The organism is Kribbella sp. VKM Ac-2566 (assembly GCF_004366005.1).
In the GTDB taxonomy this organism is placed as follows: Bacteria; Actinomycetota; Actinomycetes; order Propionibacteriales; family Kribbellaceae; genus Kribbella; species Kribbella pratensis.
In genome coordinates this window covers 993621-1014382 of record NZ_SODT01000008.1, presented here as the reverse complement: position 1 = coordinate 1014382, position 20762 = coordinate 993621, and the positions used below count along the sequence as shown (strand labels likewise).

At 66.9% G+C, this 20762-nt stretch carries 27 protein-coding genes, 1 tRNA gene and 1 pseudogene; 17 read left to right on the top strand and 12 right to left on the bottom strand.

The features are described 5' to 3' along the window. Window positions 1–612 (bottom strand): 4'-phosphopantetheinyl transferase superfamily protein, encoded by a 612-nt coding sequence (locus tag EV647_RS43360; RefSeq protein ID WP_166680243.1) that lies wholly within the window; start codon window positions 610–612, stop codon window positions 1–3. A 401-nt stretch (window positions 613–1013) separates the two neighbouring features. Beyond that, a complete protein-coding gene (locus EV647_RS07730; protein WP_202876066.1) occupies window positions 1014–1592 on the bottom strand; it encodes a PadR family transcriptional regulator in 579 nt (192 codons plus the stop codon). A gap of 65 nt (window positions 1593–1657) precedes the next feature. On the opposite strand from EV647_RS07730, the pseudogene EV647_RS42865 reads away from it, so the two are divergent. After that, window positions 1658–2437, top strand: a pseudogene (locus EV647_RS42865) (alpha/beta fold hydrolase); the annotation flags it as partial. Window positions 2438–2532: 95 nt separating this feature from the next. Here EV647_RS42865 and EV647_RS07720 read toward each other — a convergent pair. Further along, window positions 2533–3396 (bottom strand): winged helix-turn-helix transcriptional regulator, encoded by an 864-nt coding sequence (locus tag EV647_RS07720; RefSeq protein ID WP_134000450.1) that lies wholly within the window; start codon window positions 3394–3396, stop codon window positions 2533–2535. Between the two features lie 88 nt (window positions 3397–3484). Between EV647_RS07720 and EV647_RS07715 the strand changes: the two genes are divergently transcribed. After that, window positions 3485–4684 (top strand): MFS transporter, encoded by a 1200-nt coding sequence (locus EV647_RS07715; protein ID WP_238177081.1) that lies wholly within the window; start codon window positions 3485–3487, stop codon window positions 4682–4684. On the opposite strand, the gene EV647_RS07710 is transcribed toward EV647_RS07715, so the two are convergent. After that, complete coding sequence (locus EV647_RS07710; protein ID WP_134000446.1) at window positions 4617–5066, bottom strand: Lrp/AsnC family transcriptional regulator; 450 nt, start codon at window positions 5064–5066, stop codon at window positions 4617–4619. The two genes, EV647_RS07715 and EV647_RS07710, sit on opposite strands and share 68 nt — an antisense overlap. Window positions 5067–5210: 144 nt before the next feature. Here EV647_RS07710 and EV647_RS43355 point away from each other — a divergent pair, with 144 nt between their 5' ends. From EV647_RS43355 to EV647_RS07690, 6 genes are all read left to right on the top strand, one after another. Further along, complete coding sequence (locus tag EV647_RS43355) at window positions 5211–5339, top strand: hypothetical protein (RefSeq protein WP_255512140.1); 129 nt, start codon at window positions 5211–5213, stop codon at window positions 5337–5339. A gap of 87 nt (window positions 5340–5426) precedes the next feature. After that, on the top strand, window positions 5427–5585 hold the full coding sequence (locus tag EV647_RS41915) for a hypothetical protein (RefSeq protein ID WP_165546626.1): 159 nt from the start codon (window positions 5427–5429) through the stop codon (window positions 5583–5585). A 21-nt stretch (window positions 5586–5606) separates the two neighbouring features. Further along, the gene (gene nadD, locus EV647_RS07705) at window positions 5607–6218 is read left to right on the top strand and encodes a nicotinate-nucleotide adenylyltransferase (RefSeq protein ID WP_134000444.1); all 612 of its coding nucleotides are present in this window, start codon (window positions 5607–5609) and stop codon (window positions 6216–6218) included. Window positions 6219–6226: 8 nt separating this feature from the next. Beyond that, window positions 6227–6613, top strand: coding sequence for a ribosome silencing factor (gene rsfS / locus EV647_RS07700; RefSeq protein ID WP_131343193.1), 387 nt, complete (start codon window positions 6227–6229; stop codon window positions 6611–6613). Continuing rightward, window positions 6610–7254: a histidine phosphatase family protein gene (locus EV647_RS07695; RefSeq protein WP_134000442.1), complete on the top strand. Its 645-nt coding sequence runs from the start codon at window positions 6610–6612 to the stop codon at window positions 7252–7254. The genes rsfS and EV647_RS07695 overlap by 4 nt, the downstream gene beginning before the upstream one ends. Before the next feature lie 512 nt (window positions 7255–7766). Continuing rightward, a tRNA-Ala gene (locus EV647_RS07690) sits at window positions 7767–7839 on the top strand. A 163-nt stretch (window positions 7840–8002) separates the two neighbouring features. Here EV647_RS07690 and EV647_RS07685 read toward each other — a convergent pair. Then, window positions 8003–8146 (bottom strand): hypothetical protein, encoded by a 144-nt coding sequence (locus EV647_RS07685; protein ID WP_202870867.1) that lies wholly within the window; start codon window positions 8144–8146, stop codon window positions 8003–8005. A 149-nt stretch (window positions 8147–8295) separates the two neighbouring features. Here EV647_RS07685 and EV647_RS07680 point away from each other — a divergent pair, with 149 nt between their 5' ends. From EV647_RS07680 to EV647_RS07665, 4 genes are read left to right on the top strand one after another with little or no spacing between them, the layout of a single operon-like run. After that, window positions 8296–8517 (top strand): hypothetical protein, encoded by a 222-nt coding sequence (locus EV647_RS07680; protein ID WP_134000440.1) that lies wholly within the window; start codon window positions 8296–8298, stop codon window positions 8515–8517. Next, window positions 8498–9016, top strand: a complete 519-nt coding sequence (locus EV647_RS07675; RefSeq protein ID WP_134000437.1) for a DUF6879 family protein — start codon at window positions 8498–8500, stop codon at window positions 9014–9016. The genes EV647_RS07680 and EV647_RS07675 overlap by 20 nt, the downstream gene beginning before the upstream one ends. Beyond that, complete coding sequence (locus tag EV647_RS07670; RefSeq protein WP_134000434.1) at window positions 8997–9845, top strand: helix-turn-helix transcriptional regulator; 849 nt, start codon at window positions 8997–8999, stop codon at window positions 9843–9845. Before EV647_RS07675 ends, EV647_RS07670 begins: the two co-directional genes overlap by 20 nt. Window positions 9846–9900: 55 nt before the next feature. Then, window positions 9901–10311 (top strand): hypothetical protein, encoded by a 411-nt coding sequence (locus EV647_RS07665; protein WP_134000431.1) that lies wholly within the window; start codon window positions 9901–9903, stop codon window positions 10309–10311. Between the two features lie 200 nt (window positions 10312–10511). On the opposite strand, the gene EV647_RS07660 is transcribed toward EV647_RS07665, so the two are convergent. Further along, a complete protein-coding gene (locus tag EV647_RS07660; RefSeq protein ID WP_238177077.1) occupies window positions 10512–11420 on the bottom strand; it encodes an aminoglycoside phosphotransferase family protein in 909 nt (302 codons plus the stop codon). Between the two features lie 263 nt (window positions 11421–11683). Here EV647_RS07660 and EV647_RS07655 point away from each other — a divergent pair, with 263 nt between their 5' ends. After that, window positions 11684–12271: a GNAT family N-acetyltransferase gene (locus tag EV647_RS07655; protein ID WP_134000428.1), complete on the top strand. Its 588-nt coding sequence runs from the start codon at window positions 11684–11686 to the stop codon at window positions 12269–12271. A gap of 33 nt (window positions 12272–12304) precedes the next feature. Here the strand turns inward: EV647_RS07655 and EV647_RS07650 are convergent, their stop codons facing one another. Next, window positions 12305–12844 (bottom strand): ATP-binding protein, encoded by a 540-nt coding sequence (locus EV647_RS07650; RefSeq protein ID WP_134000425.1) that lies wholly within the window; start codon window positions 12842–12844, stop codon window positions 12305–12307. Between the two features lie 165 nt (window positions 12845–13009). Here EV647_RS07650 and EV647_RS07645 point away from each other — a divergent pair, with 165 nt between their 5' ends. The 4 genes from EV647_RS07645 to EV647_RS07630 all read left to right on the top strand — a co-directional run bounded on the left by EV647_RS07645 (window position 13010) and on the right by EV647_RS07630 (window position 17104). Then, complete coding sequence (locus EV647_RS07645) at window positions 13010–13804, top strand: phosphotransferase (protein ID WP_202876064.1); 795 nt, start codon at window positions 13010–13012, stop codon at window positions 13802–13804. A 118-nt stretch (window positions 13805–13922) separates the two neighbouring features. Next, the gene (locus EV647_RS07640) at window positions 13923–14855 is read left to right on the top strand and encodes a cyclase family protein (protein WP_134000422.1); all 933 of its coding nucleotides are present in this window, start codon (window positions 13923–13925) and stop codon (window positions 14853–14855) included. 59 nt (window positions 14856–14914) lie between these two features. Beyond that, window positions 14915–16390, top strand: a complete 1476-nt coding sequence (locus EV647_RS07635) for a serine hydrolase (RefSeq protein ID WP_134000419.1) — start codon at window positions 14915–14917, stop codon at window positions 16388–16390. Window positions 16391–16675: 285 nt separating this feature from the next. Then, window positions 16676–17104, top strand: coding sequence for a DUF1269 domain-containing protein (locus tag EV647_RS07630; protein WP_134000417.1), 429 nt, complete (start codon window positions 16676–16678; stop codon window positions 17102–17104). Here EV647_RS07630 and EV647_RS07625 read toward each other — a convergent pair. Genes EV647_RS07625 through EV647_RS07605 form a run of 5 tightly spaced genes read right to left on the bottom strand, consistent with a single transcriptional unit; the run spans window position 17094 to window position 20758 of the window. After that, on the bottom strand, window positions 17094–17525 hold the full coding sequence (locus EV647_RS07625) for a GNAT family N-acetyltransferase (protein ID WP_134000415.1): 432 nt from the start codon (window positions 17523–17525) through the stop codon (window positions 17094–17096). The genes EV647_RS07630 and EV647_RS07625 overlap by 11 nt on opposite strands. Beyond that, window positions 17525–18133, bottom strand: a complete 609-nt coding sequence (vanX, locus tag EV647_RS07620; RefSeq protein WP_134000412.1) for a D-Ala-D-Ala dipeptidase VanX — start codon at window positions 18131–18133, stop codon at window positions 17525–17527. The genes EV647_RS07625 and vanX overlap by 1 nt, the downstream gene beginning before the upstream one ends. Then, a complete protein-coding gene (gene vanA, locus EV647_RS07615; protein ID WP_134000409.1) occupies window positions 18130–19191 on the bottom strand; it encodes a D-alanine--(R)-lactate ligase in 1062 nt (353 codons plus the stop codon). The genes vanX and vanA overlap by 4 nt, the downstream gene beginning before the upstream one ends. After that, on the bottom strand, window positions 19184–20179 hold the full coding sequence (locus tag EV647_RS07610; RefSeq protein ID WP_202876062.1) for a D-isomer specific 2-hydroxyacid dehydrogenase family protein: 996 nt from the start codon (window positions 20177–20179) through the stop codon (window positions 19184–19186). The genes vanA and EV647_RS07610 overlap by 8 nt, the downstream gene beginning before the upstream one ends. 9 nt (window positions 20180–20188) lie before the next feature. Further along, window positions 20189–20758, bottom strand: coding sequence for a VanZ family protein (locus EV647_RS07605; protein WP_134000406.1), 570 nt, complete (start codon window positions 20756–20758; stop codon window positions 20189–20191). Window positions 20759–20762 lie beyond the last annotated feature (4 nt).

Sequence of the window (20762 nt, the reverse complement as noted above, 5' to 3'; positions counted from 1 at the left end):
TCACCCGAGTAACCGCGCCCCGTCATGCACCTGCACGACGGGGCGCTCGCCTGAGACCACCGCAAGCGCCGCGCAATGCTCTACCCCCACCTCCAAATCCCGCACCTGAACACCATCCGGCACCGCCGCGCGCAGATCCCCGCGTAGTCCTTCACCAGTTGCCTTCACGACTGCCTCTTTCCGCGTCCAGTACGTCGTGAACGCCCGCGCCTTCGCGACCCCGTCGTACCCGCTCAACTCGCGCATCTCCGCGTCCGTCAACGCAACCCGAGCCACCGCATCGACGTCGACCCCCAGGTCGACCTTCTCCACATCCAGCCCCACCGGCCGATCAGCCACCGCGATCCCCACCAGATCACCCGAATGCGTCACCGACAACTCGACCCCCGCAGCCCGCACCTTCCCATGCGGCTTCCTGCACGCCGGGCACGTCCTGTCCAAGACAACCCTTGCTGCAGGCAATGAAAACCTCTGAGCCAGCACTCGCCGCACCAACGTCACCCCCAGCAGAAACCGCGCCTTGTCCGCCTCCCGCAGATAAGCCGCCAACCGCCCCCGCTCGACCTCATCCAGATCCCGCACGAACTCGTCCCGAGCCGCCTCAACCCCCACCCACCAAACCTCAACCCCCACACCACCACCCCGCGCATCACCACCCCGCGCATCACCACCCCGCGCATCACCACCCGGCGCATCACCACCCGGCGCATCACCACCCGGCGCGTCACCACCCGGCGCGTCACCACCCGGCGCGTCACCACCCGGCGCGTCACCACCCGGCGCGTCACCACCCGGCGCGTCACCACCCGGCGCGTCGCCACCCCGCGCCGTCATCCCGGCTCGCCGTTCCCAGGTCGCTTCACGTCCGACCTCGTCGTTCCTGTGCCGGTCACGTCCCGACCCCTGTGCCGGTCACGTCCCGACCCTGTGCCGGTCACGTCCCAACCCCCTGTGCCGGTCACGTCCCAACCCCCTGTGCCGGTCACGCTCCGACCCTGTGCTTCGGGGTGTGCTCATACCGGGCCCGGGGTCCAGGTGAGGGTGCCTGTTCGGAGGTCGTGGAGGACCGAGTCGATCCACTTCGCCTCGGCCACGGCGACCGCGACCTGGTACTCCGTCTCGAGCAGCGCGAACCGGGGGACCGGCTGCCCGTCCACCTCCGACCGAAGCTCCAGTTGCAACTCCGCGATCCGCTTCGTCAACCGCTCGCGCCGCTGACCAAGCAACTCACCCGCGGTCTCCGGCGGCACCAGCATCACGAACGACAACCCCGCCGGGAACTCCGGGAACTCGTTCCGCGGCGTCGTCAGGATCTCCGCCAACCATTCCCGGCAGATCTCCCGCCCCTCAGCGGTCAGGTGGTAGACCGTCCGCTCCGGATACCGCTCGTCCTGCTCCGTCGCGCCGGCCGTGATCAGGCCGGCTTCCTCCAGACGCACGATCATCCGATACAGGCTGGTCCGCTGCCCGACGTTGACCACCTGGTCCTTGCCCCATTGCTTGATCAGCCGCTGGATTCCGTACGGATGCATCGGCCCGTTCTCCAGCAGGCCGAGGATCGCCAGCGCCAGCGTTGAGCGTCGAAAAGTCACCCCTCCACCATAGGGGACAAAGAAACTAGTTGCAATGTAACTAGATCGCATGTAACTATCGATCCATGAGAGCAGCAGAACTGACCCAGGGCACCGTCACCTCCCGCGACGGCACGGAGATCGGCTACTACAAGACCGGAGAGGGCCCGGCCGTCGTCGTCCTGCACGGCAGCATGGAGTCGGCCCGCAGCCACACGCTGTTCGCGGAGGCGCTGGCCGACGAGTTCACCGTCTACCTCCCGGACCGTCGCGGCCGCGGGCTCTCCGGCCCGCACAAGCCGGACCACGGCGTCCGCACCGAGATCGAGGACCTGGACGCCGTTCTCACCGCAGCCGGAGCCGAGCGCGCGTTCGGCGTCAGCGCCGGGGGAGCGGTCGTCCTGGAGGCCGCCCGCACCCTCCCGAACCTCAAGCAGATCGCGCTCTACGAACCTGCGATCGTCGCCGACGGCGCGCCGCATCGCGAGTGGCTGGCGCGGTTCGACCAGGAGATCGCCCGCGGCGACGTGGCCGGAGCGATGGTGACGAGCATGTTCGGCTTCGAGATGGCGCCGGCGTTCCTCAAGATGATGCCGCGCGGCCTGCTGCGCTGGATGACGGAGAAGATGATGGCGAAGGAGGAGCGCCAGGCCGACACCGGGGCGATCACCATGCGCCAGTTGGCTCCCACCGTCCACGCCGAGGGCACGGTCGTGGCCGAACTGGGCGGCACCTTCGACAAGTTCCGCACCGTCGAGGCCGAGGTCCTGCTCCTCGGCGGCCGCAAAGGTCTTCCAGGCCTCGCTCCCGGCCGAGCGACCTTGGAGAAGGTGCTGCCGCACTGCCGCCGGATCGAGTTCGACGGCTACGACCACGGCTCGTCCTCGGACCCCGGCGGCGTCAACCCCCAACGGCAAGCCCGAGGTCGTACGGCGCATCGCCGCCGAGGTGAAGTCCTTCTTCAAGCAGTCGTGAGCGCCCACTCGACGGTATCCGCGATATCGGAGACCGGGTACCGCACGGCCTGCACCACCCGGTCCGCGCCAACCACCAGCACGACCCGCTTCAACCGCTCGTACCCGCCGGCCCGGAAGGTCGGCAACCGCAGCGCCGCCACCAGCTCCAGATCGACATCGGACAGCAGCAGGTGCGGGATCTCTTCCGCCCGGGCGAACGCCTGCTGCTCATCGGTCCGCTGAGTGCTCACCCCACGGACCGCGATCCGCTGAGACGCGAAGTCGTCGTACCGGCCCGCGAAGAGCCGATTCTCCAGCGTGCATCCGGCCGCTCCGGCGATCTCGTCCCATCCGTCCGGTAGTCGAGTTGGTCGCCCGGTCGCCGGGTACCCGAACAGCACAGTCGCTCGCGCGTCCGCGTCCACCACGTCAACCGTCGTACCAGCGATCGACGGCAAAGCGACGTACGGCACCCGTTGACCCACCAGCTCCTGCAGGCGTTGCGCCGGCGGCTCGTCCGCGGTGTTCGTCCCGGTGAGTGACCCGTCACCGAGCAGCCAGCGGTCACCCCAGTCCTGCAGCGCGACGAGGACCGGCAGCAGTGCGCGCCCACGCGGCGTCAACTCATAGGCGTAGCGCGTCGGCCGGTCCTGGTACGCCGACCGCTCGACGATCCCGCTCTCCAGCAGGCCGTTCAGCCGCTCGGTCAGCACCTTCCGGGAGATGTGCAACGACCCCGCGAGTTCGTCGAACCGCGCCAGCCCGCGGGCCAGATCGCGGACGATCAGCAGTTCCCAGCCGTCGCCGATGACGCCGAGGGACTGCGCGATCGCACAGTCCGGCTCCGGCGAGAAGGTGCTCCGCCGCATGTCCGCGCTCCTTGGAATCCCGGTTGCTGGCACAGTGGCCGGTCGAGTAAGTTCCCAACAGGAACTCACTATAACCGAGGGGGCGGACGTGTACTGGCGCCGGATCGCGGAGCTGCCCACCTGGCTCAAGGCGGTGATGGTCGGCCAGCTCGTCAACGGGGCCGGCGCGCTCGCCTGGGTCTACCTCACGCTCTACCTCGTCGGGGACCGCGGTATGTCGGCGCAGCAGGCCGGGTTCGCTGCGGCGGCGTACGGCGTCGGCCTGGTCGGCGGCAACCTCGGCGGCGGCTGGTTCGGCGACCGGTTCGGTCTGCGTACGGCGGCGCTCGCGAGCCAGCTGCTGTGGGCGGCCGCGTGCGTCGCGATGCCCTTCGTGCCGGGAGCAGCGCTAGCTTTTCTAGCAGCGCTAGCGGGGCTGTTCGGCGGGGCCGGGCGTCCCAATCTGAGCGCCCTCGTCACGACGTCGCTCCCGCCCGAACGCCGGCGCGAGGGTGTCGCGCTGTCCCGCACCGCAGCCAACGCCGGCTTCACCATCGGACCGCCCCTCGGCGGCCTGCTCGCGGCGTACGACTTCTCGCTGGTCTTCGTCGTCGACGCCGTCACCAGCCTGGTCATGGCCGTGATCGTGTGGCGCTGGGTTCCGAGTGCGCGTCGTACTCCGGGGCCGTCGGCAACCGGTTTGTGGAAGTCGGTGCTGGGCGATCGTCCGGTCCTGATGGTGCTGGCGACGATCGTGGTGGTCGACACCGCCTACCGGCAGATCTTCGCCACGATGCCGCTGCTCCTGCGCGATGCGGGTACGCCGGCCGTCGCGTACGGCGTACTGCTCGGGGCCAGTTCGGTCGTCATCGTCCTCTTCGAGGCGCCGATCGCCGTACGCCTCCAGGGTCATCGCGCGACCCGGGTGATCGCGGCCGGCTTCGCGTGCATCGGCCTGGGGCTCGCGATCATCGGCGTCTGGCCGGCGCTGGCGGGGGCCGCGCTCGCGATCGTGGTGATGACGGCGGGGGAGATGCTCTACAAGCCGACCGCCACCGCGCACGTGGCCGATGCGGCGCCGGAGGGGATGGTCGGGCGGTACTCGAGCCTGTACGCCGCCGCGTCGATCAGCGGCATGTTCCTCGCGCCGGCGCTCGGCGGTGCGGCGTACCAGCACGCGCCGCGATTGCTCTACCCGGTCGCCGCAGGCCTGGCGCTGGCTGCGGGCGCCGTACTGCTGCTCACTCGGGTAAAGGCGCGGGACGTCCTTCCCAGCGAGTCGACAGCACAACCGTCGTCCGCGTCCTGACCACGCCGTTCACGCGCCGCAGCGAGCCGACGACCGCCTCCAGTTGCGTCACGTCGGCCACCCGAACCTTGACCACGAGCTCCTGATCGCCGGCGACGAACCAGCAGTCCTCGACTGCGGGAATCTCGCGGACCTGCTCGACGATGTCGTCGGTCTCGACGTCGTCGCGCTGGAACAGCCCGATCAGCGCGCTCGTGCCGAGGCCGACCTGGTCCGGGGCGACCACCGCGCGGTAGCCGAGCAGTACACCGCGCTCCTCGAGACGTCGTACCCGCTCCTGGACGCTCGGGCCGGACAGTCCGACCACCCGGCCGAGCTCGGCCCAGCTGGAGCGGCCGTTCAGCCGGAGCGCCTCGATCAGCTGCCGATCGATCGCGTCCATGACGCCTCCTATTCACCGCTGATTCCAAGGCGAGGAATGTCCTGCGCCTTTAATTCGTTTGTGAGAGCGTAACTCTTACCGTACAATTTGAGGTACCGGGGACAGTTCGCCCCGGTTCCGCCGTACCAACCCTGTGAAGGAACCATGATCACCCCCGAAGTTGCCCGTGCCCGGATCGACGAGATGCACCGCGCCGCAGCGCAGGCCCGCCGCGCGCACGCCGTTCCGTCCACCTGGCGCCGGCTGCTGACCCGCAACGCCCGCCACAACTGACCTTCCTATCGCGACCGGTGTCCCGCAGCGAGCGTCCGGGGCCACCGGTCGCTGTCGTTCCGGCGGTCACGAGATAGGCTCTGCCTCATGTTCACGCTCCTGGTGCCGCAGGTCGCGGCTCTCGAAGAGGCCGCGGTCGAGGCTTCGCACATCTCGAAGTGGTGGTACGGCGGGTTCGCGCTCTTCGTCCTCGTCCTGCTGCTGCTCGTCACCGTCATCATGGGCAAGGGCCGGCCGCACAGCTGAGGGGCTTGGTGAAGGGCTGACGTGGCTTTTGTGGAGCGGGTACGACGCATCGGCGTGATGGGTGGCACGTTCGACCCGATCCATCACGGGCACCTGGTCGCGGCCAGCGAGGTGCAGTCGTACTTCGACCTCGACGAGGTGATCTTCGTCCCGACCGGCCAGCCGTGGCAGAAGTCGGATCGCAAGGTCTCGCCGCCCGAGGACCGGTACCTGATGACGGTCATCGCGACCGCGTCGAACCCGCGGTTCTCGGTCAGCCGGGTCGACATCGACCGGCCTGGTCCGACGTACACGATCGACACCCTGCGGGACCTGTCCAAGCTGTACCCGGATGCCGAGCTGTTCTTCATCACCGGCGCCGACGCGCTCGCCCAGATTCTGACCTGGCGGGACGTCGACGAGATGTTCAAGCTGGCCCAGTTCGTCGGCTGTACGCGGCCCGGCACCGAAAGCCTCGAGCTGCCGCTGGACCAGCTGCCGATGAACCGGATCACCCTGCTCGAGGTGCCGGCGCTGGCGATCTCGTCGACCGAGTGCCGTGCCCGGGTCGCCAAGGGCAACCCGACCTGGTACCTGGTGCCGGACGGCATCGTCCAGTACATCGCCAAGCGTGAGCTCTACACCAACCGTTAGGACGTTTTATGCCTGCCAGTGAACGCGCCATCGAGCTGCTGACCGCGGCTGCGGAAGCGGCCCACGACAAGAAGGCCGAGAATGTCCTCGCCTTCGACGTGTCGGAGCAGCTCGCCATCACCGACGCGTTCCTGGTCGCGTCCGCCTCCAACGACCGCCAGGTGCGCGCGATCGTCGACGCGATCGAGGAGAAGCTCCGCGTCGACTTCGACGCGAAGCCGGTCCGCCGGGAGGGCGCCCGCGAGGGCCGCTGGGTGCTGCTCGACTACCTCGAGATCGTCATCCACGTCCAGCACGACGAGGAGCGCTCGTTCTACTCGCTGGAGCGCCTGTGGCGCGACTGCCCGGTCATCCCGCTGCCGTCGCCCGTCCCTGGTTCGGCTTCGGCGGAATGAGCGCGGGCCGACTGATCGTCTGGCGGCACGGCCGGACGGAATGGAACCTGCACGACAAGATCCAGGGTCAGGCCGACATCCCGCTCGACACGGTCGGCGTAGCGCAAGCACGCGCCGCGGCCGCACGACTCGCGTCCCTCGCGCCGACACGGCTCTTCGCCAGCGACCTGCAACGCGCCGCGTCCACCGCGGGTGAGCTCGCCGCACTGATCGGCCTGAAGATCGAGTACGACGAGGCGCTCCGCGAGATCGACGTCGACGACTGGGCCGGCCTCACCATGTCCGAGCTCGCCGCCGTCAACCCCGAGGCGGCTACCCGGATCCGCAGCGGCGAACCGCAGCGGCGCGGCTCCAACGGCGAAACCGTCGAAGAAGTCGCTGATCGGTTCGCGGACGCGCTGTCCCGGATCTCCGCGGAGGGATCCTCCGAGGACACCATCGTGATCGCCACCCACGGCCTCGCCGCCCGCGTCGGCATCTGCCTGTTCCTCGGCATCCCGCAAGCCAACTGGCCCGCCTTCGGAGGCCTCGCCAACTGCAACTGGGTCTCCCTCCTCCCCGGCCGCTCCGGCTGGCGAATCGAAGAATGGAACGCCGGCTCCCTCCCCGAACCAGTAATGAGCGACGACCCCCAAAGGTAAGCAAGACACCGCTTCGCGGCGGCTGTCTTTTGCGCCTTCGGCGGGCGCGCATCCTGCCCCTCGGCGAACCGTCCACGGCGTACGAACCGTGGTTGAGGCGCGCAGGATGGACACCGCTTCGCGGCGGCTGCGTGAGGCGCGCGCCCCGCGCCTCACGCACTGTCCTCGGCGTACCAACTGTGGTTAGAGAACGCAGCGGTAACCGCTTCGCGGCGGCTGTCTTCTGGCCGCCTCCGGCGGTGCGCGCACTGGTCCTCGCCGCACGGCCCGTGGCGGATTGGTTGCCCCCGTGGAGTGGTGTGGCAGGGCAACCGGTTGGTGGTGGATCCTGCCTGCCCCGGGGCCGCGGTGCGACGTACTGTGTGCGGCGGATAAACCGTGCAGATCAGGCTCTCGTCGTACCCGCCGACAGGCCGCAAACAGCCTGTTGTCTACCTCACCAGCCCCACGAGGGAACCGATTTTTCTTTGCAGGCACTCATCCGCTAAGCTTTCGGAGTCGCAAGACACCGCGGGGCTTTGGCGCAGTTGGTAGCGCGCTTCCATGGCATGGAAGAGGTCAGGGGTTCGAATCCCCTAAGCTCCACCGCAGATCAGAGGCCGGTTCTCCACTCGGAGAACCGGCTTTCTTCATGACTTGAGTGACTAAGTGAGTGACGACAGGTTCCGGCGCAAGGTCTGGTCCATCGCCTCCGCTCCCTCGATCAGGAACGGCCGCCGTAGCTGTGCCGCAGCTCCCCGGCGACAGCTCATCGAGGAGTTGCGAGCACCTTGCCGATGGCGTGCCGCGCGTAGTTCGCGAGGGCCGGGTTGGTGTCCTTGAAGTACCGCAGCACAATCAGGGCCTGGGACAGCACGCGGCCGCGTCCGCGGGGCCATGTCGCGTCGTCCAAGTCGCCAGAGGCGTGCCGGCCCTCCGGACAGCCTGACCTGCGCTCAAACTCGCCTCGCAACATCTCGCAACAACCCTTGACCGCAATCACGTGCAAGCGGAGGGTAGTCACCGGCAACCAACCGCAACCGCCCACCCAGGGAGATCAACATGCGTCTGACCTTGATCGCAGGCGATCCCGATTCGAACCCGAACAACTCACCCACGCTCTACAAGACCGACCGGGGCAGCTGGGTCGTCCAAGGTTGGGTCATCAACGACGCGGACGCGCTCGCTACGCTCAACCTTCCTGATGGTGAGTCCGCCGTCGAGATCCCGGATCGGATGATCCCGTTCTTCTTCCAGGAGGGTCGTGCAGCAGATAACGTCTGACGATCTGTCCGAGCTGCTGTCGTCGTTTCAGCGCTCGGCGGTTCACCTCGAGACCCGTGATGCCTACGGCACCGAAACTGAGCTGCCCTATATGGCCAAGTGGGCTCGAGGCGAGCCGGATGACCTTGCCTGGCTCGAAGAGTGGTGCCAAGAACTGCGCGACCACGTGCGCGCCGGTCGGAGTATCCGGCGGGCCCGCGTCGTCTCCGAGCCTCTGAGCGACTACCAGCGCTGGAGTTACAGCATCGCTCACCCCATGGTCGACGCAGGCGAGGACATCCGCTGGGTACCGCGCCGGCTCACGTCAACCATCTGCCTGCCGGGCAACGACTTCTACCTCATCGACGACCAACAAGTCGTGTTCTTGCACTACGCCGGGTCCGGCTTGAACACGGCCTTCACCATCACGACCGACGCGGCCGTCATCGAGATGTGCTCGGCCGCCTTCGAGAAGGTCTGGGCACTCTCCATTCGGCACAGTGAGTACAAGCCCGTCTGACGCCGCCCGCAAGGCTCAGCAAGCACTCGGCCTGCGGCTGCGGGAACTGCGCAAAGATGCCGGTCTGTCCGGTCGCGAACTCGCGGTCGCGACAGGCTGGCACTTTACGCGTGTCAGCAAGATCGAGAACGGCGTCCAGGGCCCGACCGATCCGGACATCCGCACCTGGTGCGCCGCCTGCTCAGCCGAGGACCAGATCCCCGACCTCATCGCGCAAGCCCGCGCCGTGGAGTCCATGTACATGGAGTTCAAACGCCGTACCCGCGCCGGCATGAAGCAGCTCCTCCAGACGCGCGGCGACCTGTTCGAGCGAACCGAACGTTTTCGGATCTACGAGCACAACGTCATCCCCGGCTTGTTCCAGACCGCTGAGTACGCCGCCGAGTTGCTGAGCTTCTGGATCGACTTCTTGGACACGCGTAACGACATCGAGGCCGCGGTGGCGGCCCGAATTGAGCGCCAAGCCATCTTGTACCGGGCAGCCAAGACCTTCTCCGTGGTTCTGGAAGAAGCCGCTATCCGCACGCAGTTCGGCACCGCGGCCACTATGGCGGGCCAGCTCGACCGCTTGTTGTCGGTCATGACACTGCCCAACATCTCGTTTGGCGTCGTCCCCCTAATGGTGCAGCGCCGGACCGTGGGGTCGACCGGCTTTTGGATCTTCGATGACGCACTGGTGTCGCTTGAAACGCCGACCGCCAGCATCGACGTAAGTCAGCCTCAAGAGATTGGGCTGTATGAGCGAATGTTCGAGGAACTGCGTCAGCCGGCGGTCTACGGACGCGATGCCCGCCGCCTGATCCTGCGCGTCCTGGACGAATTGGGGTAGCAACTGCTCGCAACTACCTGGTAGTTGCTGGCGGCCCCTTTGTAGCGTCGTTGGTATGACCACCGCCGTGCGCACTCGGGATCTGCAGCGCGTACATCCCGCAGGGACCTGCTACTCGCTCTCCTGTAACTGCGATCCTGAGGACCGCGGTCAACAGTCCGAGCATCCGCGCGCCTGCGCCTACCTGCGCGAACATCTCTTGATGTGCACGTCTGAAGTCAACCGGACCAAGGAACGCCTAACTCAGTTCGCTGCGACCTCCGACCTCGAACTGGCGGCCATCTTTGTTGAGGAAGGCACCCGATCGCCGGCTGCCTTCGGCCGCCTGCTTGACACTGTCGTCCGCGACCAGATCGAGAGGGTGCTCCTGCCGAGCATGCTGCACTTTGCTGTGCTCGGGTCTCCGGGTCGTATCAGGGACTATTTCGAAGCCGCAACTGGTGCACAGGTGCTCACGATGCCGTGATGGCTCCCACCGGCCAGGCGAGCGCCGTCCGAGCTCCCACGCAGACGCTCGGCCTCGCTTCCCATTCGTCCCTGCCTGAGCTCTCGTCACCCCTGTATTCCCCTGACGGCTCAGGCGGGGACCCAAGACCGGCCGGCGCGGTGTAGTGAATGAGGCCTGCACTGCGCCAGCCGTTCCACTAGTACTTGCGAGCCGTTCCTCTAATCATGAGGCCTACACGAAGCTGCGAGCACCTTGCTGACGGCGTGGTGTGCGTAGTTTGCGAGTGCTGGGTTGGTGTCCTTGAAGTAGCGCAACACGATCACGGCTTGGGAGAGCACGCGTCCGCGACCGCGGAGCCATGTCGGGTCGTCCACGTCCAGCGTGGCGCGGAACTCGTCGTGGACGCTCGCGGGCAGCAGGTACCACACGGGGAACAGATCGCACGCCGGATCGCCGACACCGCACGTCTCGAAGTCGAGTACCGCGGTCAGCCGGCCCTCCGCCGACACGAGCAAGTTGCTCGGCGTCAGGTCCGAGTGCACCCACACCTCGCGCCCGTCATACGGCGCCGTGAGCGACTCCTCCCACGACGCCAGTGCTGCGTGCGTGTCGATCAGGCCATCCAGCTCGCTGATCGCCTCCCGCGTCGCGGAGTCCATCGAGACCATCGGAGCGCGCGTCCGGCGCTCGCCCGGGTACGCAGGTGGCCGGTCCGGCAGGTCGATCCGTCGGAAGGCGTCGACGAACGCCGCGAGGTCCGTCGCCAGCCCACGCGGATCAACCAGCGCGTGGGGGGACGGGTGCGTGCCGGCGAGCCAGCGGTGGACGGACCACTCGCCTGGGTACGCCGCGGTGGCCGAGCCGATCGCCTCGACAGAAGGGATGGCCACGGGCAGGAACGGCGCGAGTGCGGCGAGTTTTGCCTGCTCCCGTCGTACTTCGTCGGTGATCGAGGGGCGGTGCGGCAGCCGTACGGAAAGGTCGGTACCGAGGCGGTAGATCGCGTTCACCAATCCGCTGGAGTCGACCGGCTCCAACGGCAACGCGGCCCACTGCGGGAACTGCGCGGCCACCAGCTCGCGGACGAGCGGTGTGCTGATGGCTGCCTGGTCGACGTGGGAAGTCACGAGCCCATCCGACCGATCGGCCCCGTCCGCTGTCAACCGAGTTCTGATCCTGCCGTGCCGTGGATCCCCGCGACGGCCCATCATGCTGGAGTTAGCTCCCAGCGAATCAGAGGCCGGTTTACCAGTCGGGCCTTTGCATGACGGCAGTATCTCGTCCATCGCTCCGCACGACGGCGGCTCGTTGGCCGCGACGGCGCGTACGTCGTCGTGGCAGTTTGGGCTTCCGGACGCTGATCGTCCGGAATCGGGCGTACCGTGCCAATATGTCCGACTTCACGATCAAGGCGCTCACGCCGGAGACGTTCGACGACTTCGCCGCTCTCGTCGAGCGGAACAAGGGCATGTTCGCCAGTTGCTGGTGTACGCATTTCCATCCCGAGTGCGCGGAGAAGGGGCAGAGCGCCGAGGGGAACCGGGCGCTGAAGCAACGTCTGGTCGCCGAGGGGATCGCGCACGCGGCGCTGGTTTACGACGGCGATCGAGCCGTCGCCTGGGCGGAGTACGGATCACCCGAGGAACTGCCCAACATCCAGCACCGCAAAGAGTACGTCGCCACTGCCGAGCGGCTGCCCGACTACCGGGTCACCTGCATCCTGGTCGAGCGCGATCGTCGCGGTCACGGCCTTGCGGCGATCGCCCTGCGCGGAGCCGTCGGGTTGATCGCGCAGGCCGGAGGCGGCCTGGTTGAGGGCTATCCGCACGACACCGGCGGGGTCCGGAAGAAGAACTCGTCGTTCCTCTACAACGGCACCCGCACGATGTACGAGCGCGAGGGCTTCACCTACGACCGGCCCAAGGGCCTGGGCAACTGCGTAATGGTCCGCGAGGTCGCCCCGGCCACGCGCGGCTGAACCCGTCTCTCGCTCCACCGCAGGTGAGGAATGTCAGGAGGCTGTTGGCGGCCAGTGGTGGTTGCGCCACTCGGCCCAGGTTGCGAATCCGGCCGGTGGGTCATCGATGGGTTCGGTGCCGTCCAGTTCGCCTGGTGTCGGGATATCGATGCTGGCGGCCCACTCGGCCAGTTCCTCGTCGGACATGGGCCAGGTCGTGTGTGGCGCTTCGGCTTGGCGCTGATCGAGTCGTTTCCGCTGTTCGGTTGCGGCCAGTTCGAAGTACCGCATCTCTACCTTCGCGCCGATGTCTGCTGCGGCCTGCCGTAGAGCGGAGCGTTCGTCCCGACTCCAGAGGCCGTAGTCGATCACGACGTTGTTGCCGAGTTCGAGAGAGCGCAGGCCGATCTGGATCAGTCGTCCTTCGATCACACGCTGGGCCGCGGGCGGGTTCTCGTGCCCGTAGAGGGCCTTCACCCATTCGTCCTTCGTCAAGCGAAGTGCCTGGTGCTCGATCTCTATGCGCCGCGCAGCAGTGGTCTTCCCGGTACATGGAAGTCCCACGGTCAAGAACAGTGTTGGTTGCCTGGTCATCACCGCCCATCCAAGCAGACCGGCTCACGCCGCGATGCCTTTCAGCTTGTACTCCACCCGTAGTTCGTGATCGGGCCTCAGGAGGCTGCCCAGGATCCGCATGATCAAATTGTGTGCCGGCGAACGGGCGGTGCAGTACGACGCTTTGAGGCGGGAGGCTCAGTAGTGGACGACGGGGCACTGATCGGGGGCATGGCCAACGCGGGCGCGGTCGTTCGCCGCGGCGCGGTGGTGGAGCGGCCGGCACCACCCAACGCCCGAGCGATCCACGCTCATCTCCAAGCGCTGGCGGACAACGGGTTCGACGCCGCCCCCATCCCGCTACGGATCTCTCCAATGGGACGTGAGGAACTCACCTTTATCCCTGGCAATGTCGCCCTGGCGCCCTATCCGGCATGGGCACTGACGGAGACCGCCGTGCGCTCCGTGGGGGCTTTGCTGCGGCGTTTGCATGACGCGTCCGCGGACATACCCCTCGACCCCTCCGCCGGCTGGGCCTCGGATCTCGCCGATCCGCAGGGCGGCACGCTGCTGTGCCACAACGACGTCTGCGTGGAGAACGTGATCTTCCGCGACGGCCGCGCAGCTGCCGTGATCGACTTCGACCTGGCAGCCCCTGGCCGACCGGTGTGGGATGTGGCGATGGCGGCCCGCTACTGGGTGCCGATGCTGGACCCCGAATCGGCGGCCGTGTCGGGGCGCGACCAGCTCGACACCATGAAGCGCCTGCGCGTCCTTGCCGACGGCTACGGTCTGGCGCCGCAGGACCGCGTTGACCTGCCGGCTGTCATCGAGCAGGCAACCGAGGTCGCCCGATCCTTCGTTGCTACCCGCGTGGCCGGCGGTGACACGACTTTCACGCTGGCGTTGGCCGAGCACGGCGGTTGGGAGCGATGGGATCGCATCCAGGCATGGATGGCCGCCCACCGGGACGCATTCGCCAGGGCTCTTCTGGCCTGAACGGCCAAGCCGTCCCGATGCATCAACGACCGCGCTCAGAGGCAGTTGGCCTGTCGATGTAGTTTCATGCCAGTTCAACGGTCTTGGAGGAGTTGATGCTGGGATGACGCCACGATCGATGCCCACACAGGATGACGTGCTCGGGTACTTCGACACGTTGTCGAACTGGGGGCGGTGGGGCGATGACGACGAGCTCGGCACTCTGAACCACATCACCGACGAGGTCCGGCTGGCGGCGGCGCGGGCGGTGCGCCACGGCCGGAGTGTGTCGTGCGCCTGGGAGATCGCCGTACCGGAAGAAATGGAGCGGGCCACGAACTCGTGCCCGTGCGCCGTCGACATGCCGGGAGCCGAACACATGCCGCCCCATTTCCACAAGGACCGGCACTGGGGCTTCTCGAACGAGCGGCTCGGCATCATGTTCCACGGCAACACGATCACCCACCTGGATTCCCCGTGCCACATCTTCTGGGACGGCAAGATGTACAACGGCCGATCGCACTCGCTGGTCGACGCGGAGACCGGTTCGGCCTGGGCGGCCGTCACGGCGGCGGCGAACGGGATCGTCACGCGGGGAGTCCTCCTGGACGTTGCAGCAGTCCGCGATGTGCCGTGGCTGGAGCCAGGTGAAGGAGTGTTCCCCGAGGATCTCGAGGAGGCCGAGCGTCGCCAGGGTGTGCGCGTGCAATCCGGCGATGCGGTACTTCTGCGGACCGGCTACGGCCGCGCTCGCCACGGGGCAGGTCCCGCCGGCGGCATCACGCAGGCCGGGTGGCACGCGTCCTGCCTGCCGTGGCTGCGGGAACGGGAGGTCGCGTTGATCGGCGCCGACACGCCCCAGGACGTACAGCCTTCCGGGTACGACGTACTGATGCCGGTGCACGCCGTGAGCCTCGTCGCCATGGGTCTGTGGATGCTCGACAACTGCGACCTGGAGGAGTGCGTGGCAACGGCTGCCGAACTCGGCCAGTGGGACTTCCAGCTCGCGGTCTCGCCGATCCGCTTCGCCGGTACGTCGGGCAGCCCAGTCAACCCGATCGCCACCTTCTGACTGCGATCCTCGCGCACATCAGGAGGCCGAACGTCGCAGGGCGGCGTACTGTCGAAGGCATGGACGTGGGGGCGGGCCTTCGGGAGCGTATGGAATCTGGGTTGTGGCCACTGGTTGAGGGCTTTGTCAGCTCGCACGACGTGGCAGGGCTGGCGGTTGCGGTGGTGCGGGATGAGGAGGTTGTCTCGCGTGGGTTCGGTGTTCGTGACGTCGGGACCGGTACGCCGGTCACGCCCGAGACGATGTTCCACCTGGCTTCGGTGTCGAAGCCCTTCGTCGCGACCGCGATCGTGTCTGTGGCGACCGCTCGCGGCGCTGGCGAGCCGGTGCTCGATCTCGATGCTCCAATCACCGATTGGGTGCCTGAGTTCACGCTGGCCGACGGTCGCGAAGGGGAGGTCACAGCCCGGCGCCTGTTGAGCCACTCGAGTGGACTCCCCGACGTCGAGGGCTACGGCTGGCACGATCCTCAGCTCGGCGACGAAGCGCTCAGCGAGTTCGCTCGCAGCATCTCGGACTGGCGTCTGCAGTCGGAGCCGGGCTCGGCGTTCTCCTACTCGAACGCCGGGTTCGAGCTGCTCGGGCTGTTGCTGTCCAGGGTCATGGGCACGACGTTCGAGAAGGCAATGCAGCAACAGGTCCTCGCTCCACTCGGACTGCGGAACAGCACCTTCCTGCGCGGCGACGTACCCGCGCACCTCGCTGCGTCACCGCACGTGGGAATGCCGCTGTCGGTGCCCGAGGGCGCCTATCCGTACACCAGGCGCCATGCGCCCAGTTCGACCCTGCACTCCAACCTGGTCGAGATGTGTCGCTGGATGGTGGCCCACTTCGAACCGGTCAAGGGATCCGACGGGCACTGGGCGCGGCTGGATCCTGGACTGGTCGAGCAGATGTGGCAGCCGGTGATGCCGGTAGAGCGCCCACCGTGGATGGATTCGGTAGGACGCAGCTGGTTCGTGGGCAGCTATCGCGGGTATCGAACGGTGGGCCACGGCGGCTCGGACCCCGGGTTCGGGTCGAAGGTAGTGATGGTGCCTGAGCTGCGGACGGGCGTCGTTGTGCTGGCCAATTCCAACAACATCCCTGCGCCGGACATCGCCGCGGCGGCGCTCGATGTCGCCCTCGCCGACGTACCGCTCTCGGCGAAGCCTGACGGGATGACCGACCTCCGCGCCTTCCCGCGCTCGGTCGTCGGACCTGTCGCCGAGGTGCTGAGAGCGTCGGGACCGGAGGCCGCCAAGGTGGAGCTCGGCCGACTGGCCGGGGTCGAGCCGGCCGAGTTCGACCTCGACGAGGGATTCGTCGACGCGACGTGGGGAGCGATGGAGCTGCACCGCCCGAGCCTGGTCTGGCCCCTCCTGCGACTGTGGACCGACGTATGCCCGGACTCATCCGATGCCTGGACGATGACCGGATGCGCCCATCAGCTCGACGGGCAGCTCGACCTGGCGAGGAGCGCCCTCCGCCGCGCCATCGACCTCAACCCCGAGAACGACGACGCCGCGCAGATCCTGAGCAAGATCCCATCCTGATCCGGCGGCCGAACCCTCCATGACACGGAAGAGGCCAGGGATCCCTAAGCTCCACAGCAGATCAGAGGCCGGTTTCCCACTCGGGAGACCGGATTCTCGTATGACCTGACTGCTGGGCGAAGCTGTCAGATTCATCCCCGCGGGGTGACGTTGCCCCGTGGGTTGGCGGCGACGATGGGTGCGGCAGGCGCGTAGGCCCGCGTCACGTTGGCCGCGAACTGGACAAGAACAGCGCAGTCACCGTGTTGGCCTGCGCTCGGTTTGATGGAAGGCAGGGAGTGCACCATGGCCGCGTTTACGGTGTGGAAGTTCGATAGTCCGGCCGGCGCCGGGGGCGCTGCCTCGATCCTCAAGGGCTGTGAGGCAAATGGGATGGTGAAGGTCCTCGACCACGCGGTCGTCTCGTGGCCCAAGGGTGAATCGCATCCGACCACCAAGCAGAGTCACGAGGAAACCTGGCGTGGAACGGGGTGGGGGGCATTGTGGGGAGTCCTCCTCGGTTCCCTCTTCTTTGTGCCCGTGATCGGTGGCGTGGCCGGGGCCGCGATCGGCGCGATCAGCAAGATGACGCAGGACGCCGGAATCACCAAGGAGCAGCTGCACAAGATCCGCACCGAGGTGACAGCTCCGCGCAATTGGCGGCGTGGGTTTGGGGAGGGTTACTTCCCGGATGGGGTAGGTAATCCTCCCCAGGTTCGGGACCTCAGCTGGTGAGGTTTTGGAGGAAGCGGGTGGGGGTGAGGGTGTAGTTGTGGGATTGGTAGAAGGTGTGGGCTTGGGTTCGGTGGGGTGAGCTGGTTACTTCTATGCGGAGGCAGCCGTGGTGGGTGGCGAAGGACTCGGCGGCTGCGATGAGGCGGGAGCCGATGCCTTGGCGGCGGGCTTGGGTGGAGACGACCAGGGCGACGATGCGGGCCCAGGTGCCTTCGCGTTCGAAGAACGGGCAGGTGTGTACGGCGATGACAAACAGCACACCCTGGTCGGTGTCGGCGACGTAGACCGCTCCGGCGGGGTCGTCGGACCAGGTCTGGATACGGGCCGCGGTCGCCGCCGGATCAGATTGCGGATAGCCCAGCTCGGCCAGTAACTCGTTGATGGCGACGGCGTCCGAAAGGCGGGCGAGACGGATGTCCATCAGGCGATCGGGAAGTCGAAGTACGTGTCCGGGTACGGCTCGTCCAGCAACGTGTAGTGCCACCACTCGTGGTCGCACCGGCTGAAACCCGCGGCCTCCATGATCGAGCAGAGACGCCGGCGGTTCTCAGCTTCGAGCGAGGTGATGCCGGTTGCGCCGTGGTGCGAGATCGAGTCCATCAGGTCGTGGTGGCCGCCCATCGGAGCCAGCTCGCCGGTCGTCAGGTCGTACAGCGTGAGGTCGACGGCACTTCCGCGGCTGTGGCCGGACTTCGTTGCTACATAGCCCTTTTCGAACATCTCATGACGGTCGATGTTCGGATAATGCCGTAGCTTCGTCCGCCCGTCCTCCGGCTGCTCGGCCCAACGCAGGAAGCTGTCCACGGCACGTTGCGGCCGATAGCCGTCCCACAGCAGCAGACCGAAGCCCCGCGGTTCCGCCTTCTCTCGCGCTCTCTCCAAGGCTGCGCAAAGAGCTCGGGTGCCGACGATGCGGTTCACCAGGTAGCCGTCCACCGGTTTGCCGGTGAAGTTGTCCCACGTGGCGTACTTGGAGTCCCACCGAATCCCTGACGTCACCTCGTCCACAAAGGCGAAGTCAGCGTTCACTGCAGCTTCCCGGTCAGAGTCACCGACACCAGCCGATCGATCACTTCACTCAGCGGTACGCCGGCGGCCGCCATCATCCTGGGATAGCGGCTGTACGACGTCATACCGGGCAAGGTGTTGACCTCGTTGAGGACTGCCTTCCCGTCCGCCGTGAGGAACATGTCGACACGCGCCAGCCCGCCGCACCCCAACGCGCGGTACACGGCCTGCGCTGTCTCCTGGATGAGCGCACGCGACTCCTCCGAGATGTCGGCGGGTACGACGAACGTCGAGTTCTCGGAGCCGGTCTCAGGGGAGTCCTCCTGGTGGATCTTGAAGAAGCCGTGCGAGAGCGCGATGCGATCGAGCTCGCCGGTCATCAGATCCACCTCGTTCCCGAGGACCGCGCAGCCGACCTCACTGCCGATGACAGCCTCTTCGATCAGCACCTTCGCGTCGTACAGGCCCGCAGCTTCCAAAGCATCAGGCAGTTCCGAACTGCTGGACACCTTGTTGACGCCGAAGGACGAACCCGAACGCGCCGGTTTCACGAAGACGGGATACGGGAGCTCCTCGGGATCGAGGTCGGGCGTGGCTGTCCAGAAGTTCGGCGTCGCGATGCCGGCGCTGCGGGCGACCGTGTAGGTCAGGGACTTGTCGATGCACTGCACGGAACTCTGCACATCGCAGCCCACGTAGGGGATTCCGGACAGTTCCAGCAGGCCCTGGATCGCGCCGTCCTCGCCGCGTTTGCCGTGCAGCACCGGAAACACCAGATCGAGGTTGATCGTCCGGTACTGCCCCTGCCGGATCCGCGAACCCAGCCGGTCGGACTCCAGCACGAGCAGGCCCTGCATGCTGCTGTCGGGCGACAGGACCACCGGGCGGCAGTTGCCGTTCTCCCAGTCCGGACCAGGGCGGTCGCAGAGTTTCCAGGCGCCGTGCTCCGTGATGCCGATGTAGAACGGCTCGTACTTGTCGAGGTCGAGGTTCTTCGCGATCTCCTGCGCGGACTTGACCGAGATGTGGTGCTCCTCGGAAATGCCCCCGAAGAGGACGCCGATCTTCAACCTATCCATGCTGTTCCCTGCTTCCGAAGTTCAGGCAATTGATGATGGAGTTCTCGACCGTGTCGCTCAGTGCGTGGTCGGTGTAGTAGGCGGTGTGCGGGCTGATGATCACGTTCGGCAGTTTCTGCAGGCGCAGCAGCAGGTCGCTCTCGACTGGTTCGTCGCGCCGGTCGGCGTAGAAGATGCCTTCCTCGCCTTCGAGTACGTCGAGTGCGGCGCCGCCCAGCCGCCCGCTTTCGAGGGCGTCGACCAGTGCCTCGGTGTCGAGGAGTGCTCCACGTCCGGTGTTGACCACGAACGCGCCGGGCTTCAGTTGCCCGATTCGCCGGCGATCCAGGAAATGATGGGTTTCCGCGGTAAGCGGCGTGTGCAGCGTGACGATGTCGCTCTGCAGCAGGAGTTCGTCCAGCGGAACACGTGTTCCGGGATCCTTGTCATAGGCGAGCACTCGGCACCCGAACCCGCGCAGCCGGTCGATCACCGCCCTGCCGATGCGACCTGTTCCGATGACCCCGACGGTCAGGTCCCGGAGCTCTAGCCCGCGGGTGGCACTCAACCGATAGTCGTGGACGTCGGCGCGCCGGAGGACCGACTTCATGTTGCGCACCGCCATCAGCATCAGCATCAGCGTGTAATCCGCCACGCTGTCAGGCGAGTAGGCGACATTCTCGACGCAGATGCCGACGCGCTCGGCGTACCGCACGTCGATGTGGTTGTATCCAACGCTTCGGGTGGAGATGTACGCCACGCCGATCCGGCTGAGGGCGAGCAGGGTGGCGTTCGTGACGCGAGTCTTGTGGCCGACGCTGATGCATCGGCTGCCGAGGGCCAGTTCGGCAAGGTCCTCGGACACTGCCGCTGACGTGATGATCGGAGCGATGCCGAAGCGTGGCGCCAGTTCCCGGAACAAGGCGGCCTCGTCGGGTTCACAGCCGAAGACGGTGATGCCCGCGACGGTGCGCCGTCCCGCGGTAGCAGCCGGTTCGCTGTAGGTCATGCCTCCAAGTCAAAGGGAGGTCGTGTTGCCAGCCTGTATCCGGTTTTCGATATGCCGACGAAATGTCGCCGGGTCGCGCCACCAGCGACGCGACGCCAACGCGGCCAGCCCGGCACCGGCGGCGTTGAGCAGTACGTCGTCCACGGACGACACCCGATCGAGCCGCAGCACGTACTGCGCGATCTCGATCAGCAGCGAGCAGCCCGCTCCGAGTGCGAGGACGCGCGGTATCGATGCCAAAAAAGAAAACCGAAGCGGTGCGAAGAATCCGAGCGCCGCGAACACCAGCAGATTGCCGACGATGCCAGGCGCCGTCATCGAGAACAGATCCCGCAGCGGTATCAGGCTGAACCGACCCGGGACCTCGCCGGCATGACTGCCCGGCAGCATCGTCATCCAGACCCACGGCACCGTCCCGTAGATCATGCCGACCTCGGCCACCGACGTACGCCAAGGCCGCGCGCCGGAACGTCGCCACACGAGAAGGAAGACCACCAGCACGGCCACCGGCGCGGCGGCGATCGTGAGCAGTACGACTCCGTTGAAGGTGCTGACCAGGTGGTGCCAGTCCTTGACCATCACG